This window comes from Candidatus Nanopelagicales bacterium, assembly GCA_018003655.1.
Taxonomy (GTDB): Bacteria; Actinomycetota; Actinomycetes; order S36-B12; family UBA10799; genus JAGNDY01.
Genome location: JAGNDY010000041.1, coordinates 1 through 17,664, shown reverse-complemented (window position 1 = coordinate 17,664; position 17,664 = coordinate 1). Strand labels below are relative to the sequence as shown.

The 17,664-nt window shown below is 63.4% G+C and carries 15 protein-coding genes and 1 tRNA gene; 13 read left to right on the top strand and 3 right to left on the bottom strand.

Features of this window, described 5'->3' with window-relative positions; all coding sequences use genetic code 11:
* Both KAZ48_07145 and KAZ48_07140 read left to right on the top strand, forming a co-directional pair.
* Positions 1 to 1,415, top strand: a 1,415-nt coding sequence (locus tag KAZ48_07145; protein ID MBP7972560.1) for an SLBB domain-containing protein, incomplete at its 5' end; no start/stop codon positions are given.
* Between the two features lie 2 nt (positions 1,416 to 1,417).
* Entirely contained in the window at positions 1,418 to 1,624 is a 207-nt protein-coding gene (locus tag KAZ48_07140) for a ferredoxin (GenBank protein MBP7972559.1), read from the top strand.
* Between the two features lie 6 nt (positions 1,625 to 1,630).
* Here the strand turns inward: KAZ48_07140 and KAZ48_07135 are convergent, their stop codons facing one another.
* A complete protein-coding gene (locus tag KAZ48_07135) occupies positions 1,631 to 2,626 on the bottom strand; it encodes a hypothetical protein (GenBank protein MBP7972558.1) in 996 nt (331 codons plus the stop codon).
* Positions 2,627 to 2,653: 27 nt separating this feature from the next.
* On the opposite strand from KAZ48_07135, the gene KAZ48_07130 reads away from it, so the two are divergent.
* Positions 2,654 to 3,469, top strand: a complete 816-nt coding sequence (locus KAZ48_07130; protein ID MBP7972557.1) for a fructosamine kinase family protein — start codon at positions 2,654 to 2,656, stop codon at positions 3,467 to 3,469.
* A 64-nt stretch (positions 3,470 to 3,533) separates the two neighbouring features.
* On the opposite strand, the gene KAZ48_07125 is transcribed toward KAZ48_07130, so the two are convergent.
* Positions 3,534 to 3,606 (bottom strand) — tRNA-Ala (locus tag KAZ48_07125).
* Between the two features lie 81 nt (positions 3,607 to 3,687).
* On the opposite strand from KAZ48_07125, the gene KAZ48_07120 reads away from it, so the two are divergent.
* The 7 genes from KAZ48_07120 to holA all read left to right on the top strand — a co-directional run bounded on the left by KAZ48_07120 (position 3,688) and on the right by holA (position 12,686).
* A complete protein-coding gene (locus KAZ48_07120) occupies positions 3,688 to 4,455 on the top strand; it encodes an SGNH/GDSL hydrolase family protein (protein ID MBP7972556.1) in 768 nt (255 codons plus the stop codon).
* Positions 4,448 to 6,949, top strand: coding sequence for a leucine--tRNA ligase (locus KAZ48_07115; protein ID MBP7972555.1), 2,502 nt, complete (start codon positions 4,448 to 4,450; stop codon positions 6,947 to 6,949). The genes KAZ48_07120 and KAZ48_07115 overlap by 8 nt, the downstream gene beginning before the upstream one ends.
* Positions 6,950 to 6,963: 14 nt before the next feature.
* Positions 6,964 to 7,824, top strand: a complete 861-nt coding sequence (locus tag KAZ48_07110; protein MBP7972554.1) for a DegV family protein — start codon at positions 6,964 to 6,966, stop codon at positions 7,822 to 7,824.
* The gene (plsY, locus tag KAZ48_07105; GenBank protein MBP7972553.1) at positions 7,821 to 8,459 is read left to right on the top strand and encodes a glycerol-3-phosphate 1-O-acyltransferase PlsY; all 639 of its coding nucleotides are present in this window, start codon (positions 7,821 to 7,823) and stop codon (positions 8,457 to 8,459) included. Before KAZ48_07110 ends, plsY begins: the two co-directional genes overlap by 4 nt.
* A gap of 70 nt (positions 8,460 to 8,529) precedes the next feature.
* Entirely contained in the window at positions 8,530 to 9,231 is a 702-nt protein-coding gene (locus KAZ48_07100) for a ComEA family DNA-binding protein (protein MBP7972552.1), read from the top strand.
* Positions 9,232 to 9,307: 76 nt separating this feature from the next.
* Entirely contained in the window at positions 9,308 to 11,668 is a 2,361-nt protein-coding gene (locus KAZ48_07095; GenBank protein MBP7972551.1) for a ComEC/Rec2 family competence protein, read from the top strand.
* A gap of 25 nt (positions 11,669 to 11,693) precedes the next feature.
* A complete protein-coding gene (gene holA, locus KAZ48_07090; protein ID MBP7972550.1) occupies positions 11,694 to 12,686 on the top strand; it encodes a DNA polymerase III subunit delta in 993 nt (330 codons plus the stop codon).
* A gap of 4 nt (positions 12,687 to 12,690) precedes the next feature.
* Here the strand turns inward: holA and rpsT are convergent, their stop codons facing one another.
* On the bottom strand, positions 12,691 to 12,951 hold the full coding sequence (rpsT, locus tag KAZ48_07085) for a 30S ribosomal protein S20 (protein ID MBP7972549.1): 261 nt from the start codon (positions 12,949 to 12,951) through the stop codon (positions 12,691 to 12,693).
* Between the two features lie 194 nt (positions 12,952 to 13,145).
* Here rpsT and lepA point away from each other — a divergent pair, with 194 nt between their 5' ends.
* The 3 genes from lepA to KAZ48_07070 all read left to right on the top strand — a co-directional run.
* On the top strand, positions 13,146 to 14,981 hold the full coding sequence (lepA, locus tag KAZ48_07080) for a translation elongation factor 4 (GenBank protein MBP7972548.1): 1,836 nt from the start codon (positions 13,146 to 13,148) through the stop codon (positions 14,979 to 14,981).
* 195 nt (positions 14,982 to 15,176) lie between these two features.
* The gene (locus KAZ48_07075) at positions 15,177 to 17,012 is read left to right on the top strand and encodes a long-chain fatty acid--CoA ligase (protein ID MBP7972547.1); all 1,836 of its coding nucleotides are present in this window, start codon (positions 15,177 to 15,179) and stop codon (positions 17,010 to 17,012) included.
* An 87-nt stretch (positions 17,013 to 17,099) separates the two neighbouring features.
* A partial coding sequence (locus tag KAZ48_07070) for a radical SAM protein (protein MBP7972546.1) occupies positions 17,100 to 17,664 on the top strand: 565 nt, incomplete at its 3' end.

Sequence of the window (17,664 nt, the reverse complement as noted above, 5' to 3'; positions counted from 1 at the left end):
CTGACATTGGCCATCGCGCTCACCGGGGCGGGAGCGGTCGCATTGACCGCGATCGCACGGGTCGCCGTGCCAGCGAGGATCTACTGATGAGCATGAACAACACGTCGCACGCCATGGTGACAGCTCCATCCGGAGTCTCCCGTCTGACTGGCTGGGGAGCCAACTGGCACACCCATGTCAGTGCCTTAGGGGAGTTGCCTGATTGGGGCTCGACCCGGCGAGGACACGTCAATGGATTGGTCGCCGCGCTCGACGAGGCTGGACTCCGTGGACGTGGCGGCGGCTGGTTTCCAACCGCGGTCAAAATGCGGGCAGTGGCCGACTCGGCGGCGACGCGACGCAAAGTTCCCGTGGTGATCGGTAACGGGATGGAGGGTGAACCGGCCAGCGGTAAGGACGCCGTACTGCTGGCCAGCGCACCCCACTTGGTAATCGATGGTCTGGTCCTTGCCGCTCAGGCGATCGGCGCTCGCGATGCCTACGTCGCCGTGCACCGGGGCAGCCCGGCCAGCGATGTGGTCGCAGCTGCGATCGCCCTGCGGTCCGCTGGTTCCCAGCGCGGAGTCACCGTCCAACTCATTGCGCTCCCTCACCGGTACGTCGCCAGCGAAGAGAGTGCTCTGGCCCGAGGGGTCGGCGGACAACTCGCAGTACCGGTATTCGGGAAGCGCCCGTTCGACGCTGGCACGAGTGGAAAGCCCACACTGGTGTCGAACGTCGAGACGCTGGCCAACATTGCGCTCATCGCTCGGTTCGGTCCTGGCTGGTATCGCCGACAAGGTTCGGCAGCAGCGCCCGGGACGGCCCTGGTGACAGTCGCTGGCGCGGTCGCGAACCCGGGGGTCCTGGAGGTGGCCCTCGGAACGCCGGTAGCCGACATTTTGGCCAGTTGCGGCGCAGTGACTGCGCCAATCCAGGCATTCCTCACCGGTGGTTACGGCGGTGCCTGGGTCGGAACGGAGATGGCCGACTTGGAGTGGACGCCCGAGACTGTGTCCGCCGTGGGTGGGGTGGTTGGTGCCGGCATCCTGACGGTCTTGTCGGAGCAAACGTGCGGAATCCGCGAGACCGCCAGGGTCGTGCGCTGGATGGCTGGCGAAAGCGCGGGACAGTGTGGACCCTGCAGATTTGGCCTCAGCGCAATTGCCGATGACTTTCAACAACTATCGAATGGGCAAGCGAGCAATGCTGACTTCTCCAGACTCGCGGGCCGACTCGGAATGGTCGAGGGTCGGGGTGCGTGCAAGCACCCCGATGGCGTTGTGCGGTTCGCGCGATCGGCGTTGACGGTTTTCAACGATGACCTGGCGGCCCACCTTCGGGGCCATTGCCTCCATCACGCATCGAAGCCTGTGTTGCCAGTCCCGGCGGCAGCACCGATACCCGCGCCATTGCCTGGAGGGGAATGGAAATGAAGATGACAGTTGATCCCACCCGCTGCGCCGGATACGGACTGTGCCATGAACTGCTACCGGAACTCATCGACCTCGACGAGTGGGGGTACCCGGTCTTTCGGGAAGCTGAGCGAATCCGCACCGAAACGGACGTTCCGCACGATCTTCGTAAACATGCCAAGACCGCGACCGTGAACTGCCCGCGTCTGGCGCTGTTGCTGGAGAAGTAGCAGCCGCTAGTTGGGCGCCGCACTCAGCTCGTATCTGCTGAAGAACTGCCACATCAAGTCGTTCGCGTTAACGTCCTGAGTTGTCTTGCCGAGGAACGACTCGGTGAAGCCGGCGACGGTTGGATCCGTCCCCGGCCACGTGTGTCCGCCGCCGGTGACTTTGTAGAAGTCGACGTCGGCGTCCTGTGAACAACCGGTCCAGCTGAACTCCGTCACTTCGCCGATCCGTTGGTCCGTGCTGTCGGGACTGCACTTGTTGTGCTTCGCCCACGCCGCCATGTTCTGTGCAGCGGGTTCAACCTGCCGCGTGATGGGGGATCCACTGCTGTTCACCTTGCCGCCAGCGAATGGAACGATTGGGTCGGCGGTGCCGTGGAAGTAGATGATTGGGGCTGGAGCGGATCCGTTGCATGACGATCGATAGAAGCTGGCGCCGACGCCTCCGAACGCCGCGAACTGACGGTTCGGAACGCACGCCAAAACGAAAGTCATAGCTGATCCAAGGGACAGTCCGGACGCGTACGTGCGTTGTCGATTCACGCAGTACGACGACGACAGCCTGTCCAGAATCGCGCTGACGAATCGGGTGTCTGCGGTGGCTTGGCCCGGCGTGTTCGGCAAGGCCCATTCTCCGGCTGTGGCGTTGGGTGCCACCAGGACGTAGCCTTCCTTATTCGACTGCTGCTCAAGACCGGTCAGGGCCAGTTGCGCCTGGGCCGAGGATCCCCGACCATGGAAAGTCATGACGATGGGAAGCGGCTTGCGTCCGTCGTAGCCGCTGGGAATGCTTTGCACATAGGTGCGGGGTTTGCCGCCAATCGTGATGGTCTGATCCGTCGTGCCGGGGTTCGCTGGCTTCTGCGGATCGCAGGCGGTGGGGCTTGCCGACGAGTCGGCCTCCCCGGTGTTGGCGGTGGAGCAGGCGGTGAGCACCAGTGAGCCGACGATCATTGCCATCAGGCCAACGGTGATGTGGCGGCGACGTCGAGCGAATTGATACATTCCTGCACTCTGTCAGAGGGGGTCACGGTGGTATCCGATGGGGAGCATGGCGAGGTTTGGCGTAAGACTCGAGCCGGTGTTCCGGCGGAGTACTTCACCGCCGAGGCGGCTGGACTGCGTTGGCTGGCCGTCGCCGATGGTGCGCCGGTGCCATGCGTGCGTGAGGTGACCACCGAAAGCATCTGCGTTGATCGAGTCCCGGATAACAGCCCGACCGTCGCTGCGGCTGCGCGGTTTGGAGCAGATCTCGCTCGGACTCATCGGGCGGGTGCGAAGACCTTCGGCGCACCGCCGCCACATGCGCCTGGCAGCGGGTGGATCGCGGACCTGCCGATGGCCTACGGCGACTACGGATCCTTTGGCCCGATGTACGCGCAATTGCGGGTTGCGCCGTATCTGTCGCTTGCGGTTGCCCGAGGGCACCTCGATGCGGCCGATTGCGCCGTCTTCGATGAACTCAACGATCGGCTTTCCCGTGACGATCCAACCGTTTGTGGGCCGCCGGCCCGGCCGGCTCGCCTGCACGGCGATCTCTGGACGGGGAACCTACTCTGGGCGCCGGACGGCTCGGGCGAGCTACGTGGATGGCTGATCGATCCAGCTGCCCACGGTGGCCACCCGGAAACTGATCTGGCGATGCTCGCCCTCTTTGATGCGCCCCACCTCGACCAGATACTGGCCGGATACCAATCCGTCACTCCGCTGGCGCCCGGCTGGCGCGCCAGGGTTGCGCTGCATCAGGTGTATCCGTTGCTCGTCCACGCGGTGCTCTTTGGCGGGGGCTACGGCGACAGCGCCGTGCAGGCCGCCCGTCGTGCGCTTCGCGCGAGCAGTCCGCGATGACGACCCGCGGTTTTTCCCGTCCAATGCAGAGGAACCCCCTGCGAACAGGGGGTTCCTCTTTCCGTGGAGCCAAGGGGATTCGAACCCCTGACCCCTTGCCTGCCAGGCAAGTGCTCTACCAGCTGAGCTATGGCCCCGGAAGTCCGCCATCGGTATCTGCGGCCCGCCGAGTCTAGCCCAACCGCCCGGACCGCGCGCGAGTGCGTAGGGTGCCTCGGGTGAGCAGGAATGTGTTGGTGATTGGTGATTCGTTGACCTATCACGGGCCGGATCGACCGCACGTTCTCACCGACGAGCGGCTGTGGCCGAACATCATGGCCGGGGCCCTAGGAAGCGATGTCAACGTGGACCTCGTCGCCCGGCTCGGGTGGACGGCGCGCGATGCGTGGTGGGCCGTGACCAAGGATCCGCGGGTCTGGGGTGAAGTGTTGCCGGGCGCCGATGCGCTCGTGTTGGCGGTCGGCGGGATGGACCATCTTCCGGCAGCGATACCCACGTATCTGCGTGATGGCATCCCGTACATCCGCCCAGCGAAGGCTCGACGGCAGGTGCGAGATCTCTATCGGCGGGTGTCGCCATCAGTGATTCGGGCCAGCCGTGGACGACTCCGCCAATTGCCCCAGCAGGCGACAGACCATTACCTGGCACGCATCACCTCGGTTGTCCGACACTTCACAGCCGACATCCCGGTGGTGGTGCAGACTCCGCCGCCATACCGGAGCCCGGCGTATCCGTCCCTGGCCCACCATGAGTCTGCCGTTATCGCGGCGGACAGGTGGGCCGACCGCAATGATTGCCAGTGCGTGACGATGGACGACTTGGTTCTTCCGTCGCTGTTGGACGGAACGGCCAACCCGGACGGGATTCACTTCTCCTGGCTCACCCACCGGCTCGTCGGGGCTGCTACCGCCGATGCGTTGCGAACGGCGGGGTTTGGGGCCGAGGAGGCGTCGGCTGCCGAGTCGCTAGCCTTGTCCGGTGACTGAAAGTACTGCGACAACGCCAGATTCCCGTGCATCAGTGGAATCAGACGACTACGACCCGGTCTCGATCCAGCAACGATGGCTTCCCGTCTGGGACGAGGAGGCACCGTTCCGATCCGGCAATCCCGACGACGATCGGCCAAAGAAGTACGTGCTGGACATGTTTCCCTACCCGTCGGGCGACCTCCACATGGGTCATGCGGAGGCGTACGCGCTCGGGGACGTGATCGCCCGGTACTGGGTTCAGCGTGGGTACAACGTCATGCATCCAATCGGCTGGGATGCATTTGGACTACCCGCCGAGAATGCCGCGATTAAGCATGGCGAAGATCCGGCCAAGTGGACCTACGACAACATCGCCACCCAGAAGGCGTCGATGCGCCGCTACGCCTGCTCGTTTGACTGGGATCGGGTACTCAACACCTGCGACCCGCAGTACTACCACTGGAACCAGTGGCTCTTCCTGCAGCTTTACGACCGTGGACTGGCCTACCGCAAGGACAGTGCGGTCAATTGGTGTCCCACTGATCAGACGGTGTTGGCCAATGAGCAGGTCGTCGGCGGGCGTTGCGAGCGCTGCGATTCCTTGGTCACCAAGAAGAAGCTGAACCAGTGGTACCTGCGCATCACCGACTACGCCGATCGTCTGCTCGATGACATGAGCCAGTTGGAAGGCAACTGGCCCGAGAAAGTCCTGCTCATGCAGCGCAACTGGATTGGTCGCTCGACCGGCGCCAACGTTGTGTTCCAGATCGAGGGACGCGAGGAGCCGGTCACCGTCTACACAACTCGCCCGGACACGCTGTACGGCGCGACGTTCTTTGTGGTTGCCGCTGATTCCGAACTCGCCGCCGAGCTCGCGGCGGGTGGCCCGGCCGAAACCGAGTTCGACGACTATCTGGCTGAAGTCAAGAAGGTCACCGACATCGATCGACTGGCGACTGATCGACCCAAGACTGGTGTCTTCTTGCACCGATACGCGATCAACCCGGTCAACGGCGAGCGCCTGCCGGTCTACGCCTCCGACTACGTGCTGGCCGACTACGGCACCGGCGCGGTCATGGCGGTACCCGCACACGATCAGCGCGACCTCGAGTTTGCGCGCACGTTCGATCTGCCGGTTCGCGTCGTCGTTGAGTCAGACGGCGACCCTGCGAGTACCGGCGAGGCCACGGCTGACGATGGCTTGCACATCAATTCGGGCTCGCTCGACGGTCTCGGTAAGACCGAGGCGATTGATGTGATTACTGCACAGTTGACTGAGGAGGGCCGAGGCCACGCCGCGGTGAACTACCGCCTGCGCGACTGGCTGATCTCCCGCCAGCGCTACTGGGGGACCCCGATCCCGATCATCCACTGTGGTTCCTGTGGCGAGGTTCCCGTGCCGCTGGACCAGTTGCCGGTGACGCTCCCACCAGCGTCCGAACTCGACCTGTCGCCCAAGGGGACATCGCCGTTGGGTGCGGCGGAGGATTGGGTCAACGTCGACTGCCCGGCCTGCAACGGGCCAGCTCGTCGCGATGCCGACACCATGGACACCTTCTTCGATTCATCGTGGTACTTCCTGCGTTTCCTCGATCCACACGACGAGCACGTGGCATTCGATCCTGCTGAGGCAGCCAAGTGGCTGCCGGTCGACCAATACGTCGGTGGCGTCACGCACGCGATCCTGCACCTGCTCTACGCACGCTTCTTCACCAAGGTGCTCCACGACATGGATCTGCTGACCGTCACAGAACCGTTCGATCGCCTGCTGAATCAGGGCATGGTGCAGATGGACGGGTCAGCAATGAGCAAGTCTCGTGGCAACCTGGTGCGGCTGTCCGACGAGCTCAACGAACACGGCGTCGACGCGGTTCGCCTGACCATGGTCTTCGCCGGTCCACCCGAAGACGACATTGACTGGGCAGACGTCTCGCCGGCGGGAGCCAAGAAGTTCCTGGCGCGCGCCTGGCGGTTGGCCGCCGACGTCACCTCCGATCCAGGATCTGACCCCACCACCGGTGACCTCGCGCTGCGAAAAGTCACTCACCGAATGATGCACGAGGCCCAGCGCGCAGTGGAGGTTCATCGCTTCAACGTTGCGGTGGCCAAGACAATGGAGTTAGTCAACGCCATCCGCAAAGCCATCGACTCCGGTTGTGGACCCGCCGATCCCGCTGTTCGCGAAGGTGTTGAGGCGGTCGCGATCATGCTGTCGCTCGTCGCTCCGTACACCGCCGAAGACATGTGGGATCGGCTTGGACACTTGCCGTGTGTGGCGTTAGCCGGTTGGCCGGCGGTTGATCAGGACTTACTGGTGGAGGACTCCGTGGTCTGCGTCGTGCAGATATCGGGAAAGGTGCGGGCTCGCTTGGACGTCCCGCCAGATATCTCCGATGGTGAACTCGAGACGCTGGCGCTTGGTAGCGAAGCGGTGGTCAAGGCTCTGGCTGGTCGCGAACCTCGCAGAGTGATCGTTCGGGCTCCGAAATTAGTCAACGTCGTGCCCGCTTAGCTAGCCTGGCGACCATGAGCCCTCGTGTTGCTGTTGTCACCGATTCAACCTCCTACCTGCCAACCCAGGTGGCGCTCGACCACCACATCCGCAAGGTTCCGGTCCAGGTGATTGTCAGTGGCCGGGCCTACAGCGAAGGCGTCGACATCACGACCGCCGAGGTGGCCGAGGCTCTGCGCGACTGGCAAGTCGTCAGTACTTCTCGCCCGTCACCGGCGGATTTCCTTAAGGCATGGGGACAGGCGGTCGAGGGCGGGGCCGACGCCGTGGTGAGTGCGCACCTGTCCAGCGATCTGTCAGGCACGTTCGAGACCGCTCTGCTAGCCGCGCAGGAAGCGCCGATGCCGGTCGAGGTGGTCGACTCCCGAACCCTGTCGATGGCCTTGGGGTTCGCCTGCATCACCGGAGCTGAGTTGGCTGAACAAGGTGCCGACATGGAAGCAGTCGCCGAGGCGATCACATCGCGAGCGGTTGCTTCAGACGTCCTCTTCTACGTTGATACGTTGGAGTATCTGCGCCGTGGCGGACGCATGGGCAAAGCCGCAGCCGCCTTCGGCACAGCCTTACGTGTGAAGCCGATCCTGCACGTCGAGGACGGCCGCGTCGCAATGCTGGAGAAGGCCCGGACGACGGGAAGGGCATTGAACCGACTGGCGGAGCTGGCCATTGAACTCATCGAGCGGGCGGACCACGGCGTTGACGTTGCGGTGCAGCACATCGATGCGGTGGACAAGGCCGAACAGTTGGCGGCGACGATCTCCGAGCGGGTCCCGGATCTCGACATCGTGCCTATCGAGATCGGCGCGGTGGTTGGTGCTCATGTGGGTCCCGGCATGGTGTCAGTCGCGGTGGTGCCAAGAATCGCGCGAGCGTGACTGGTTTCTCCCTGTGGTGGCTGCCGGTCGCGGCCATCGGGGGCTACTTCATCGGCGCGATCAATCCCGCGTCGATCATTGCCCGAGCGCGTGGGATCGATCTTCACCAACTAGGTTCCGGCAATCCTGGTGCGACAAACGCCGGTCGGGTCATGGGCCGCAAGACCGGTGCGCTTGTTCTCTTGCTGGACCTGCTCAAGGGTGTCGTGGCGGTGCTGCTCTTCACTTGGCTGGTCACGCCGGAACTGGGTGCCTTCGCCGGCTTCATGTCGATCCTTGGTCATATGACCTCGCCGTTCCTGAAGGGCAAGGGGGGCAAGGGCGTCGCGACCACCATTGGCGTCCTCTTGGCGGCCGAACCGATCTGGCTCGTTCCGGTCTTGGTGGTTTTCGCCGTGGTATTCGTGATCGTGCGGCGTACCGGGATCGCCAGTGTCGCTGCTGCGCTGGCGTTGATCGTCACTGCCATCCTCGACCGCAACGACTCGGAGATGACGGTCATCGGGGTCTTGATCGGTCTACTTGTGATCATCCGGCACGGTCGCAATATTCGCGAGGCTTGGCAGCGGCTGCGTAGCCCGACAGTGCAGACCCCGGTGCCTGGACCCGACGGTGGCAATCCACAGAATAGTTAGCTGCCCGGCTTCTCCACTGCGCGCCGTTGGCTGACCGCAGCGGCACCTACTCCTGCCTACGTTGGCAGTCATGAGCGAGCCGTTCCACGCAGACTTCGACCCACCCTCGCTGATCGAACGTGCTCGGATCCTGTGGGAATTTCGGGCCGCACGACTGGCAGTTGCCGTGATGGCCGGTGTTGTCGGCCTCGTCGCATTCCTGGTCTGGCGCGGTCAGCCGACCGAAGTCGCTGTCGCGCCCAGCGTCGCGGTGGCTGGCAACCCTCTCCCTGATGCGACCGGGGTCGGCAGCGGCCTGGCAACACCGTTGGTCAGTGGGTCGCCAACCGCTGAGCCGACGGTCGTCATCGTTGATGTTGTCGGTCGAGTCCGTCGGCCGGGCATCGTCCGGCTACCCACCGGCTCCAGGGTGTCCGACGCGATCGCCGCGGCTGGGGGCTTGGCGCGCGGAAGGACCTCCATCAATCTCGCGAGAACGCTTGAAGACGGCGAACAGATCGATGTGTCAGCCAAGCCCGGCGCAGATTCGACCGGACCGGGGTCGGCGGCCGGTTCTTCCGGTGGTGCGGGGTCATCGACGGCCAAGGTGGACATCAATCGTGCCTCGAGTACGGAACTGGAGGTGCTGCCGCGCATCGGTCCGGTCACGGCGCAGAAGATCATCGACTACCGAGAGAGCAACGGCGGATTCCGCAGCGTCGATCAGTTGCGCGAGGTGCCCGGAATCGGTGAGGTGACATTCGCCGGCCTAGCGCCGCTCGTGCGGGTGTAGCGCGTTGGCCGTCGTCGAGTTCGAATCATTCATCCGACGTTCGGATCAGCGCGGAAACTCACCTCGCGAACTGCGCATGGTTCCCATTGCTGCCTGCCTGTGGCTGTCGGAGGCGGGCGTCTTGGCGCTGTCCGACCCTGGCGCCTCCCAGTACCGCACCGGGTCACTGGTCGTCGCTGGTGCGTTGCTTCTTCTCGTTACCGTCATCGCTTGGCGGCGACCCACGACTCGGTTGGTGGTCGCCTTGGGCGTGACGACGGTGATCGTCGGAGCAGCTTTGGCGGGGTTGCGCACCGCGCCGTTGCGCGCGCCCCCACTGGCTGAGCTGGTGAGCCGAGGGGCGCACGTGACGGTCGAATACACGCTCACATCAACGCCCAAATTCAGCGACATCACGACCTCGTTCGGTGGACCCGGTGTGGGCCGTCGATGGACCGCAGCGGCAACCCTGCACCAGCTCAGTGCGGCCAGCAGCACCTGGGCACTTCGGGTGCCGGTGACTGTGTCGTCCACCGCCACTCCGTCTGACGGTGAGCAAGCTCAGTCAGCGGGATCTTCGAGCGCGACACCAGTGCCGGGCGCACGGATGCGCGCACTGGCAGTCCTGCGGTCACCGTGGCCCGGTCAGCCAAGTGCGGCCATGGTGTCCCTGCGAGGTCCGCCGATGGCCGTCCAGGGTGCCAGCGGATGGAACCGGATCGCCCAAACGATCCGCGTGTCGATGATCCACGCCGCCGCTGGACTCGCGCCGGATTCACAAGGGCTGCTTCCCGGATTGGTCGTCGGCGACGAGAGCCAGATGCCACCGGACTTGATTGCCGACATGCGTCGCGTGGGCATGAGTCACCTCACCGCCGTCAGTGGCAGCAATCTGGCGATCGCAACCGGCGGCGTGCTGCTCATGTGCCGGTCCCTGCGGCTGCCGCGGCGTGTTTCGGCTGTGCTGGCGGGACTGGCACTAGTGGGTTTCGTGGGGGTCGTCGGGCCTGAAGCCAGTGTGCTCCGGGCAGCCGTCATGGGTGGCATTGCGTTGGTAGCGCTGACCACGGGCAGATCGCGGGCCCCCGGCGCGGTGTTGGCAGCCAGCGTCGTCATCCTCCTGTTGATCGACCCGTGGCTGTCGCTCTCGTTGGGTTTTGCGTTGTCCGTGGCGGCGACCCTCGGCCTGGTGGTTTACGCCCAGTTCGCTCGGAATCGAGACGACCTCAGTAGGTTTCGCGGGTTCGTCCGGGATGCGGTGGGAATCACGGTCGCAGCCCAAATCGCGACGGCCCCGCTGGTGGCCGCGATCGGTGGCGGGCTGCCGTTGATTGGCATTCCAGCCAATCTCCTCGCAACCCCGGCGGTTCCGCCAGCCACGGTGATCGGCATCATCACCGCGTTGGTCGCTCCCTGGCGCCCAGACGTGGCCGCCAGGCTGGCGTGGGCCGCAGGTATCGCCACCGAGTGGATCGCGATGGTCGCGCGCGCCTGTGCGACGGTGACGTGGGCCGTCCTTCCGTGGCCGCAGGGTCTCCTGGGGGCAGTGCTGGTGATCGTCGGCATTGTCGTCGGTTGGTGGTTGATCCGGCGGTCGCCATCGCGCCGACTGCTGGCTCTGTTTGGAGCGGCTGCGCTCGCAATCGCCATCGCGCTGCGGTCGACAGTTGCCACCGGCGCGTGGCCGCCGCCGCGCTGGTCTGCGGTGTTCTGCGACGTTGGTCAGGGTGACTCCACCGTGATAGGAACACGACCGCAGCACGCGATCGTCATCGATGCCGGTCCGGATCCACGATCAGTCGATCGTTGCCTGTCCGACCTCGGGATCGTTGCTATTGATCTGCTGGTGCTGACTCACTTCCATGCCGATCACGTCGAGGGTTTGCCCGGGCTGCTGCGCGATCGAAGCATCGGCCGGGTTCTGGTCAGCCCACTGGCTGAACCTGCGGGTGAGGTGCGCCGGGTCACGGGTTGGCTCGCGGAGCAGCAACTGGGTCCGGAGGTTGCTGCGGTCGGTGAGCAAGCCACGGTCGGGTCGGCCCGGTATCAGGTGCTGTGGCCGCAGCGCGTCCTGCGTGGACAAGGCTCGGACCCGAACAACGCCTCGGTCACTTTGCTGATTGAGGCCGGCGACCTTCGGATCCTCGTGCCGGGAGATCTTGAACCCGCTGCCCAGGAGCAATTGATCAACTCGGGCACACCGCAGGCATTGGATGTCGTCAAGATTCCCCATCACGGCTCGAGAAACCAGAGTCCTCGCTTGATCAACTGGACTGATGCGCGCATAGCCATCGCATCGGCTGGCGTCGGCAATGGGTACGGCCACCCCTCACCGGTGACCATCGATGCGTGGCAGGCAACTGGAGCGCTCGTCGGCCGTACGGATACCGGCGGTGACATCGCAGTGGTGACCACCGCTGATGGACGTGCGGGAATGGTCACCCGGCGCACGCAGTAGCGCCTACCGTGGGATGCTTTGGGCGATGACTACTAGCTCTCAGGTACCCACATTGACACTTGTCGTGGGACCAGAACAGTTGCTCGCCGAGCGTGCCGTTGACGAGGTCCTTTCCGCCGCTCGCCGGGCCGACCCGGATACCGAACGCCGCACCATCGATTGCACAGAGGCCGGCGCGGCCGGAACCATCGCCGAAGCCTGCTCTCCGACGTTGTTCGGTGGCGGCTCAGTGGTCATCGTCGACAAGGTGGAAAGTGCTGACGATGGCGCACTGCAGGCGATCGCGGGCTTCGCCGCGGAGCCAACTGATGGCGTGGCGATGGTCGTGTTGCACGCCGGTGGCGCAAGGGGCAAGAAGATCATCGATCGACTGGCCGCTCTGGCTAGCCGCCGAGTCGACTGCCCCGAGGTCAAAGGGCGCGCAGTAGCGGAGTTCGTCTCCGCTGAGGCGCGGCGTAACAAGGTCCGGATGAGTCCGGAGGCACAAGCCCTATTGATCGGAGCGGTGGGTAGCGATGTCCGGGCGCTTGCCTCCGCATGTGCCCAATTGGCTAGCGACATTGAGGGCAACCAGATCGACGGCGATGCTGTCACCCGCTATTTCGGTGGCACGGTTGAGGTCACCGGGTTTCAAATCGCCGATGCGGTGCTGGACAAGAAAAGCTCCCAGGCGCTGCGGTTGCTTCGCCTCGCCGAGGGCACCGAGGGTGCGAGGTTGGGACCGGCCACGGTCGCCTCGTTGGCAAACCGGATTCGTCAGGTCATTGCCCTGGATGCGGCGCCTACCGGTATGTCGGATCGGGATCTGGCGATTGAGGTTCGAGTGCCCACCTGGAAACTCAAGGTCCTCCGAAGTCAGGCTCGCCGATGGCACACGGTTGACCTGGCCAAAGCCATGCTCGTCCTCGGTGGACTTGATGCGGCGGTGAAAGGTGGCCTGCGAGAGGGCGACCAACTCGAGCCGGTTCAGAAGGGTCTGCTGATGGAGCAGGCCGTGACCAACCTCGGTAAGCGCTAACCGGCTACTTGGCGGCTGCGGCCTTGTCGATAGCCGACTTGCGATTCGCGGCCTGGTTCTTGTGAATGACGCCCTTGCTCACGGCTTTGTCTAGCTCTCGAGTGGCGTGACGCGCTGCCTGCTCGAGCTTCGCGGTATCTCCCTCGGCGGCGGCTTCATGAACGCGGCGCACGGAAGTCTTCAGTTCGCTCTTGACCGCTTTGTTGCGCTCGTGACGCGCGTTATTGGTCTTGATGCGCTTGATCTGGGACTTGATATTGGCCACGGTTAATCCACGCTCGCTGTGATAGAGGAGGTTTCTTCAAGTCTGCGATCGGCGGCACATGCAGCCGTCACTGATTTGAATCTGACGGAGATAGGTCTTACCTAGTCCTCAAGAGTACCCGGTGAGTCAAGATAGCGCGCCCACCCCCTCGGTTGGCCACCGTTGCCGCGAGCCGGGATGCGACGATTGCCCGTGTGAATGCACCAGGACCCGGTAGTACACCGCCGGCGTTGATCCGCAACTTCTGCATCATTGCCCACATTGACCACGGCAAGTCGACGCTGGCAGACCGCATGTTGCAGCTAACTGGTGTTGTTGATGCGCGGCAGATGCGGGCGCAGTATCTCGACCGCATGGACATCGAGCGCGAACGTGGAATCACCATTAAGTCTCAAGCCGTACGACTGCCCTTCACCGCTTCAGACGGCATCACTTACGTATTGAACCTGATCGATACGCCTGGACACGTCGACTTCACCTACGAGGTCTCGCGGAGCCTCGCGGCCTGTGAGGGTGCCATCCTTCTCGTTGACGCTGCTCAGGGCATCGAAGCCCAGACACTGGCCAACCTGTACCTCGCGTTGGAAAACGACCTGCAGGTCATTCCGGTTCTGAACAAGATTGACCTGCCAGCAGCCCAGCCGGAGAAGTATGCCGCTGAGCTAGCCCACATCATCGGCTGCCAACCGGAGGACGTTCTTCGGGTCAGTGCCAAGACGGGCGAGGGGGTGGAGGAGTTACTGAACCTCGCCGTGGAACAGATACCGTCTCCGATCGGCGACCCGGATGCCCCATCGCGAGCGTTGATCTTTGACTCGGTCTACGACTCCTACCGCGGCGTTGTCACTTACGTTCGGGTCATCGACGGAAGGCTCGCGCACCGCGACCGTGTTCAGATGATGAGTACCAAATCGACGCATGAGGCCCTTGAGGTCGGGGTTATCTCGCCCGAGCCGATTGCCAGCAAGGCCCTCGGGGTCGGTGAGGTTGGCTACCTGATCACGGGCGTCAAAGACGTTCGTCAATCCCGCGTTGGCGACACCATCACGGTCACCAGCAATCCGGCGAAGCAGGCGTTGGGCGGATACCGCGACCCCAAACCCATGGTCTTCTCTGGCCTGTATCCCCTCGATGGGTCGGACTTCCCGGAGTTGCGAGACGCCCTGGACAAGCTCAAGCTCAACGATGCGGCGCTGGTCTTCGAACCTGAGTCCTCGGTCGCACTCGGATTCGGCTTCCGCTGCGGTTTCCTCGGTCTGCTTCACCTAGAGATCGTGCGCGAGCGGCTTGAACGCGAGTTCGATTTGGAGCTCATCTCCACCGCACCCAACGTCGTCTATCGAGTGATCATGGATGACGGGACTGAGCACGTCGTCACCAATCCAAGTGAGTTTCCCGACGGCAAGATCTCCGAGGTTCACGAGCCGATCGTTCGGGCAACGATCCTGGCCCCCAGCGACTTCATCGGGGCAATCATGGAGTTGTGTCAGACCCGGCGCGGAACCATGCTCGGGATGGACTACCTATCCGCCGATCGGGTGGAGTTGCGCTACACCCTGCCGCTGGCGGAGATCGTCTTCGACTTCTTCGACCAACTCAAGTCCCGAACCAAGGGCTACGCGTCTCTGGACTACGAGAGCTCGGGTGAGCAGGTTGCCGACCTTGTGAAAGTTGACATCCTCTTGCAAGGGGAGACGGTCGACGCGTTCAGTGCAGTCGTCCACCGAGACAAGGCCTATCCCTACGGCGTCAGCATGGCCTCGAAACTTCGCGAACTCATTCCGCGGCAGCAGTTCGAAGTCCCCATTCAGGCGGCCATCGGTGCCCGGATCATTGCGCGGGAAACCATTCGAGCGATCCGCAAGGACGTACTGGCCAAGTGTTATGGCGGTGACATCAGTCGCAAGCGAAAACTGCTGGAGAAGCAGAAAGAGGGCAAGAAGCGGATGAAGACCGTCGGCCGGGTGGAGGTCCCGCAAGAGGCGTTCATCGCCGCGCTCTCAACGAGTGAAGACTCTGGCAAGCACTAGGCAGCGAGAAACAGGCCCGAAGCCACATGGCAGGGCAGCCACGAGGAGTTTGACGCCGGTCCTGCGTGATCGGGTTGCAGACTTGCGATATGTTCGGCAGAGTTGCCTAACTCACAATATGGTGAGTGTCGACCGTTCCAAATCGATGAGCGACGCCATCGATTCCCCATCTGCAACACAGGAGGAAGCTCCGGTATGGCTTCAACAACCACTGGTCGGGAAAAACTGCCTGCAGTCACCCCGACTCTGACGCAACTCTTCATCAATCGTGTCGAGGCGACGCCCTCACGCGAGGCATTCCGCGCCCCCACCGACGACGGCAACTGGGCCACCACGACGTGGAAGGAAACCGGCGACGACGTCAACGACCTTGCCGCTGGCCTGATCGCGCTGGGCTGTGAGCTGGAGCAGCGGGTGGGAATCGCCGCGGAAACCAGCCTCGACTGGGTGCTGGCAGATCTGGCAGTTGCGGTTGCCGGTGGTGCGGTAACCACCGTTTACGCCTCCACCGGTGCCGAAGACGTTGCCTACATCCTTAGCGACTCAGACAGCCGGCTCCTGTTCGCCCAGGACGAGTCCCAGGTCGCCAAGGTGCGTGCCAAGCGCTCAGAGCTTCCCGACCTACGCAAGATCATCCTCATGAAGGGTGAACCAGTCGCTGAAGACGGCGATTGGGTCATCACCATGGACGCCCTGCGTGAGTTGGGCAAAGAGAAGCTCAAGGCCGAACCAGATGTGGTCAAGAATCGCTCAGCTCAAGTCACTCCAGAGCTGCTGGCGACCCTGATCTACACGTCGGGTACGACGGGCAAGCCCAAGGGCGTCGAACTCACCCAGGGCAACTGGGGTTACATCGGAGCTGGACTGGACGGCCTCGATGTCATCCACGTCGATGACGTGCAGTTCTTGTGGCTGCCGCTCGCCCACGTCTTCGGCAGCGTGCTCATTGCCACGCAGCTGCAGATCGGCTTCGTCACTGCAGTCGACGGTCGCGTTCCCAAGATCGTAGAGAATTTGCCAGTCGTCCAGCCAACCTTCATGGCAGGGGTTCCCCGCATTTTTGAGAAGGTCTACGCGGGTGTGCAGGGTCAGTTCGCCAGCGAGTCTGGCGCCAAGGCCAAGATCATCCCTTGGGCTTTTGGAGTCGGCAAGCGTTACAAGGACGCTGAACTTGCCAATGGCAAGGCGCCGGGCGGTCTGCTTGGTGCTCAGTTCGGAATCGCCGACAAGCTCGTCTTCTCGAAGATTCGCGACCGCCTCGGCGGGCATGTTCGCTACTTCATCAGCGGATCGGCGGCTCTGTCCAGCGAGATTGCCGAGTGGTTCAACATCATCGGCATGCCGATCCTTGAGGGCTATGGCCTCACCGAGACCAGTGCCGCTACGTCAATCGTTCGCCCGGACAACATCAAGTTCGGCACAGTTGGTGAGCCGCTGCCAGCAACAGAGGTCAAGATTGCCGCCGACGGTGAAATCTTGATCAAGGGCGGCGGCGTTATGCGTGGCTACCACAATAAGCCCGACGCCACCGCTGAGGTGTTCGTCGGTGACGGGTACTTCGCCACCGGCGATATCGGCGAGATCGACGCCATGGGCCGGGTCAAGATCACCGACCGCAAGAAGGACCTGGTCAAGACCTCCGGTGGTAAGTACATCGCTCCGTCGGCGATCGAGAGCCAGTTCAAGGCTGTCTGTGGCATCGCCGGAAACATGGTGGTTCACGCCAACAACCGCAAGTTCGCCAGCGCGCTCATCACGCTGGATCCCGATGCTGCGGCGAAGTGGGCGACCGAACATGGCAAGTCGACCGACCTCACGTCACTGAGCAAGGATCCCGACATGATCGCCTACATCCAGTCCTCCGTTGATCAACTCAACTCCGGACTCAACAAGTGGGAGACCATCAAGAAGTTTGAGATCCTCGACCGAGACTTCACCGTCGACGAGGGCGAACTCACGCCCAGCCTGAAGGTCAAGCGCAAGGTCGTCGAGGAGCGGTACAGCGATTTGCTGAACTCGCTCTACAGCTAGTAGCTCGCGCTGTTCGCACAAACGAGCGAAGGGGCGTCTGTCCTCCCGGAAATATCCGGGTTTGGGCGGCGCCCCTTCGGCGTGTACGTGCACGTGCCCTGGTGTCGTAGCCGGTGCGGCTATTGCGACTTCAACACCTACGTTCCCGGTGCGCTGGAAGGCGCAAGCCCGGGTTCGTTCGTCGGTGATACGCGGGCGGAGATCGCGCTGGCGCGACGCATGCTGGCCGATTCACAGGTTCCCGTGTCGACCGTCTTCGTGGGCGGCGGGACACCGACCATGCTCAAGTCCGCAGAATTGGTGGCGGTGCTCGAGGCGATCGACACCTCGTTTGGGTTGGCTCGTGACGCAGAGATCACAACCGAGGCAAATCCGGAGACCGTCACCACCCAATCGCTCAGTGAGTTGCGCGAGGGCGGGTTCACCCGGATCAGCTTTGGGATGCAGAGCGCAGTGGAGCATGTCCTGCGTGTGCTGGATCGGGAACACACCCCCGGCCGAACGGTGGAGGCAGTTGGTTGGGCGAAATCGGCGGGCTTCGAGGAGATCAGCGTCGACCTCATCTACGGGACACCCGGGGAGTCGGACGAGGATTGGCAGCGATCCCTCGATGTGGCCGTAACGCTCGAGCCGACTCATGTTTCCGCGTATT

Bases quoted from the DNA above. Each gene is read 5' to 3' on its own strand.
- KAZ48_07140 (MBP7972559.1), top strand. From the start codon at position 1,418: ATGACAGTTGATCCCACCCGCTGCGCCGGATACGGACTGTGCCATGAA.
- KAZ48_07135 (MBP7972558.1), bottom strand. From the start codon at position 2,626: ATGTATCAATTCGCTCGACGTCGCCGCCACATCACCGTTGGCCTGATG.
- KAZ48_07110 (MBP7972554.1), top strand. From the start codon at position 6,964: ATGAGCCCTCGTGTTGCTGTTGTCACCGATTCAACCTCCTACCTGCCA.
- KAZ48_07100 (MBP7972552.1), top strand. From the start codon at position 8,530: ATGAGCGAGCCGTTCCACGCAGACTTCGACCCACCCTCGCTGATCGAA.
- KAZ48_07095 (MBP7972551.1), top strand. From the start codon at position 9,308: ATGGTTCCCATTGCTGCCTGCCTGTGGCTGTCGGAGGCGGGCGTCTTG.
- holA (MBP7972550.1), top strand. From the start codon at position 11,694: ATGACTACTAGCTCTCAGGTACCCACATTGACACTTGTCGTGGGACCA.
- KAZ48_07075 (MBP7972547.1), top strand. From the start codon at position 15,177: ATGGCTTCAACAACCACTGGTCGGGAAAAACTGCCTGCAGTCACCCCG.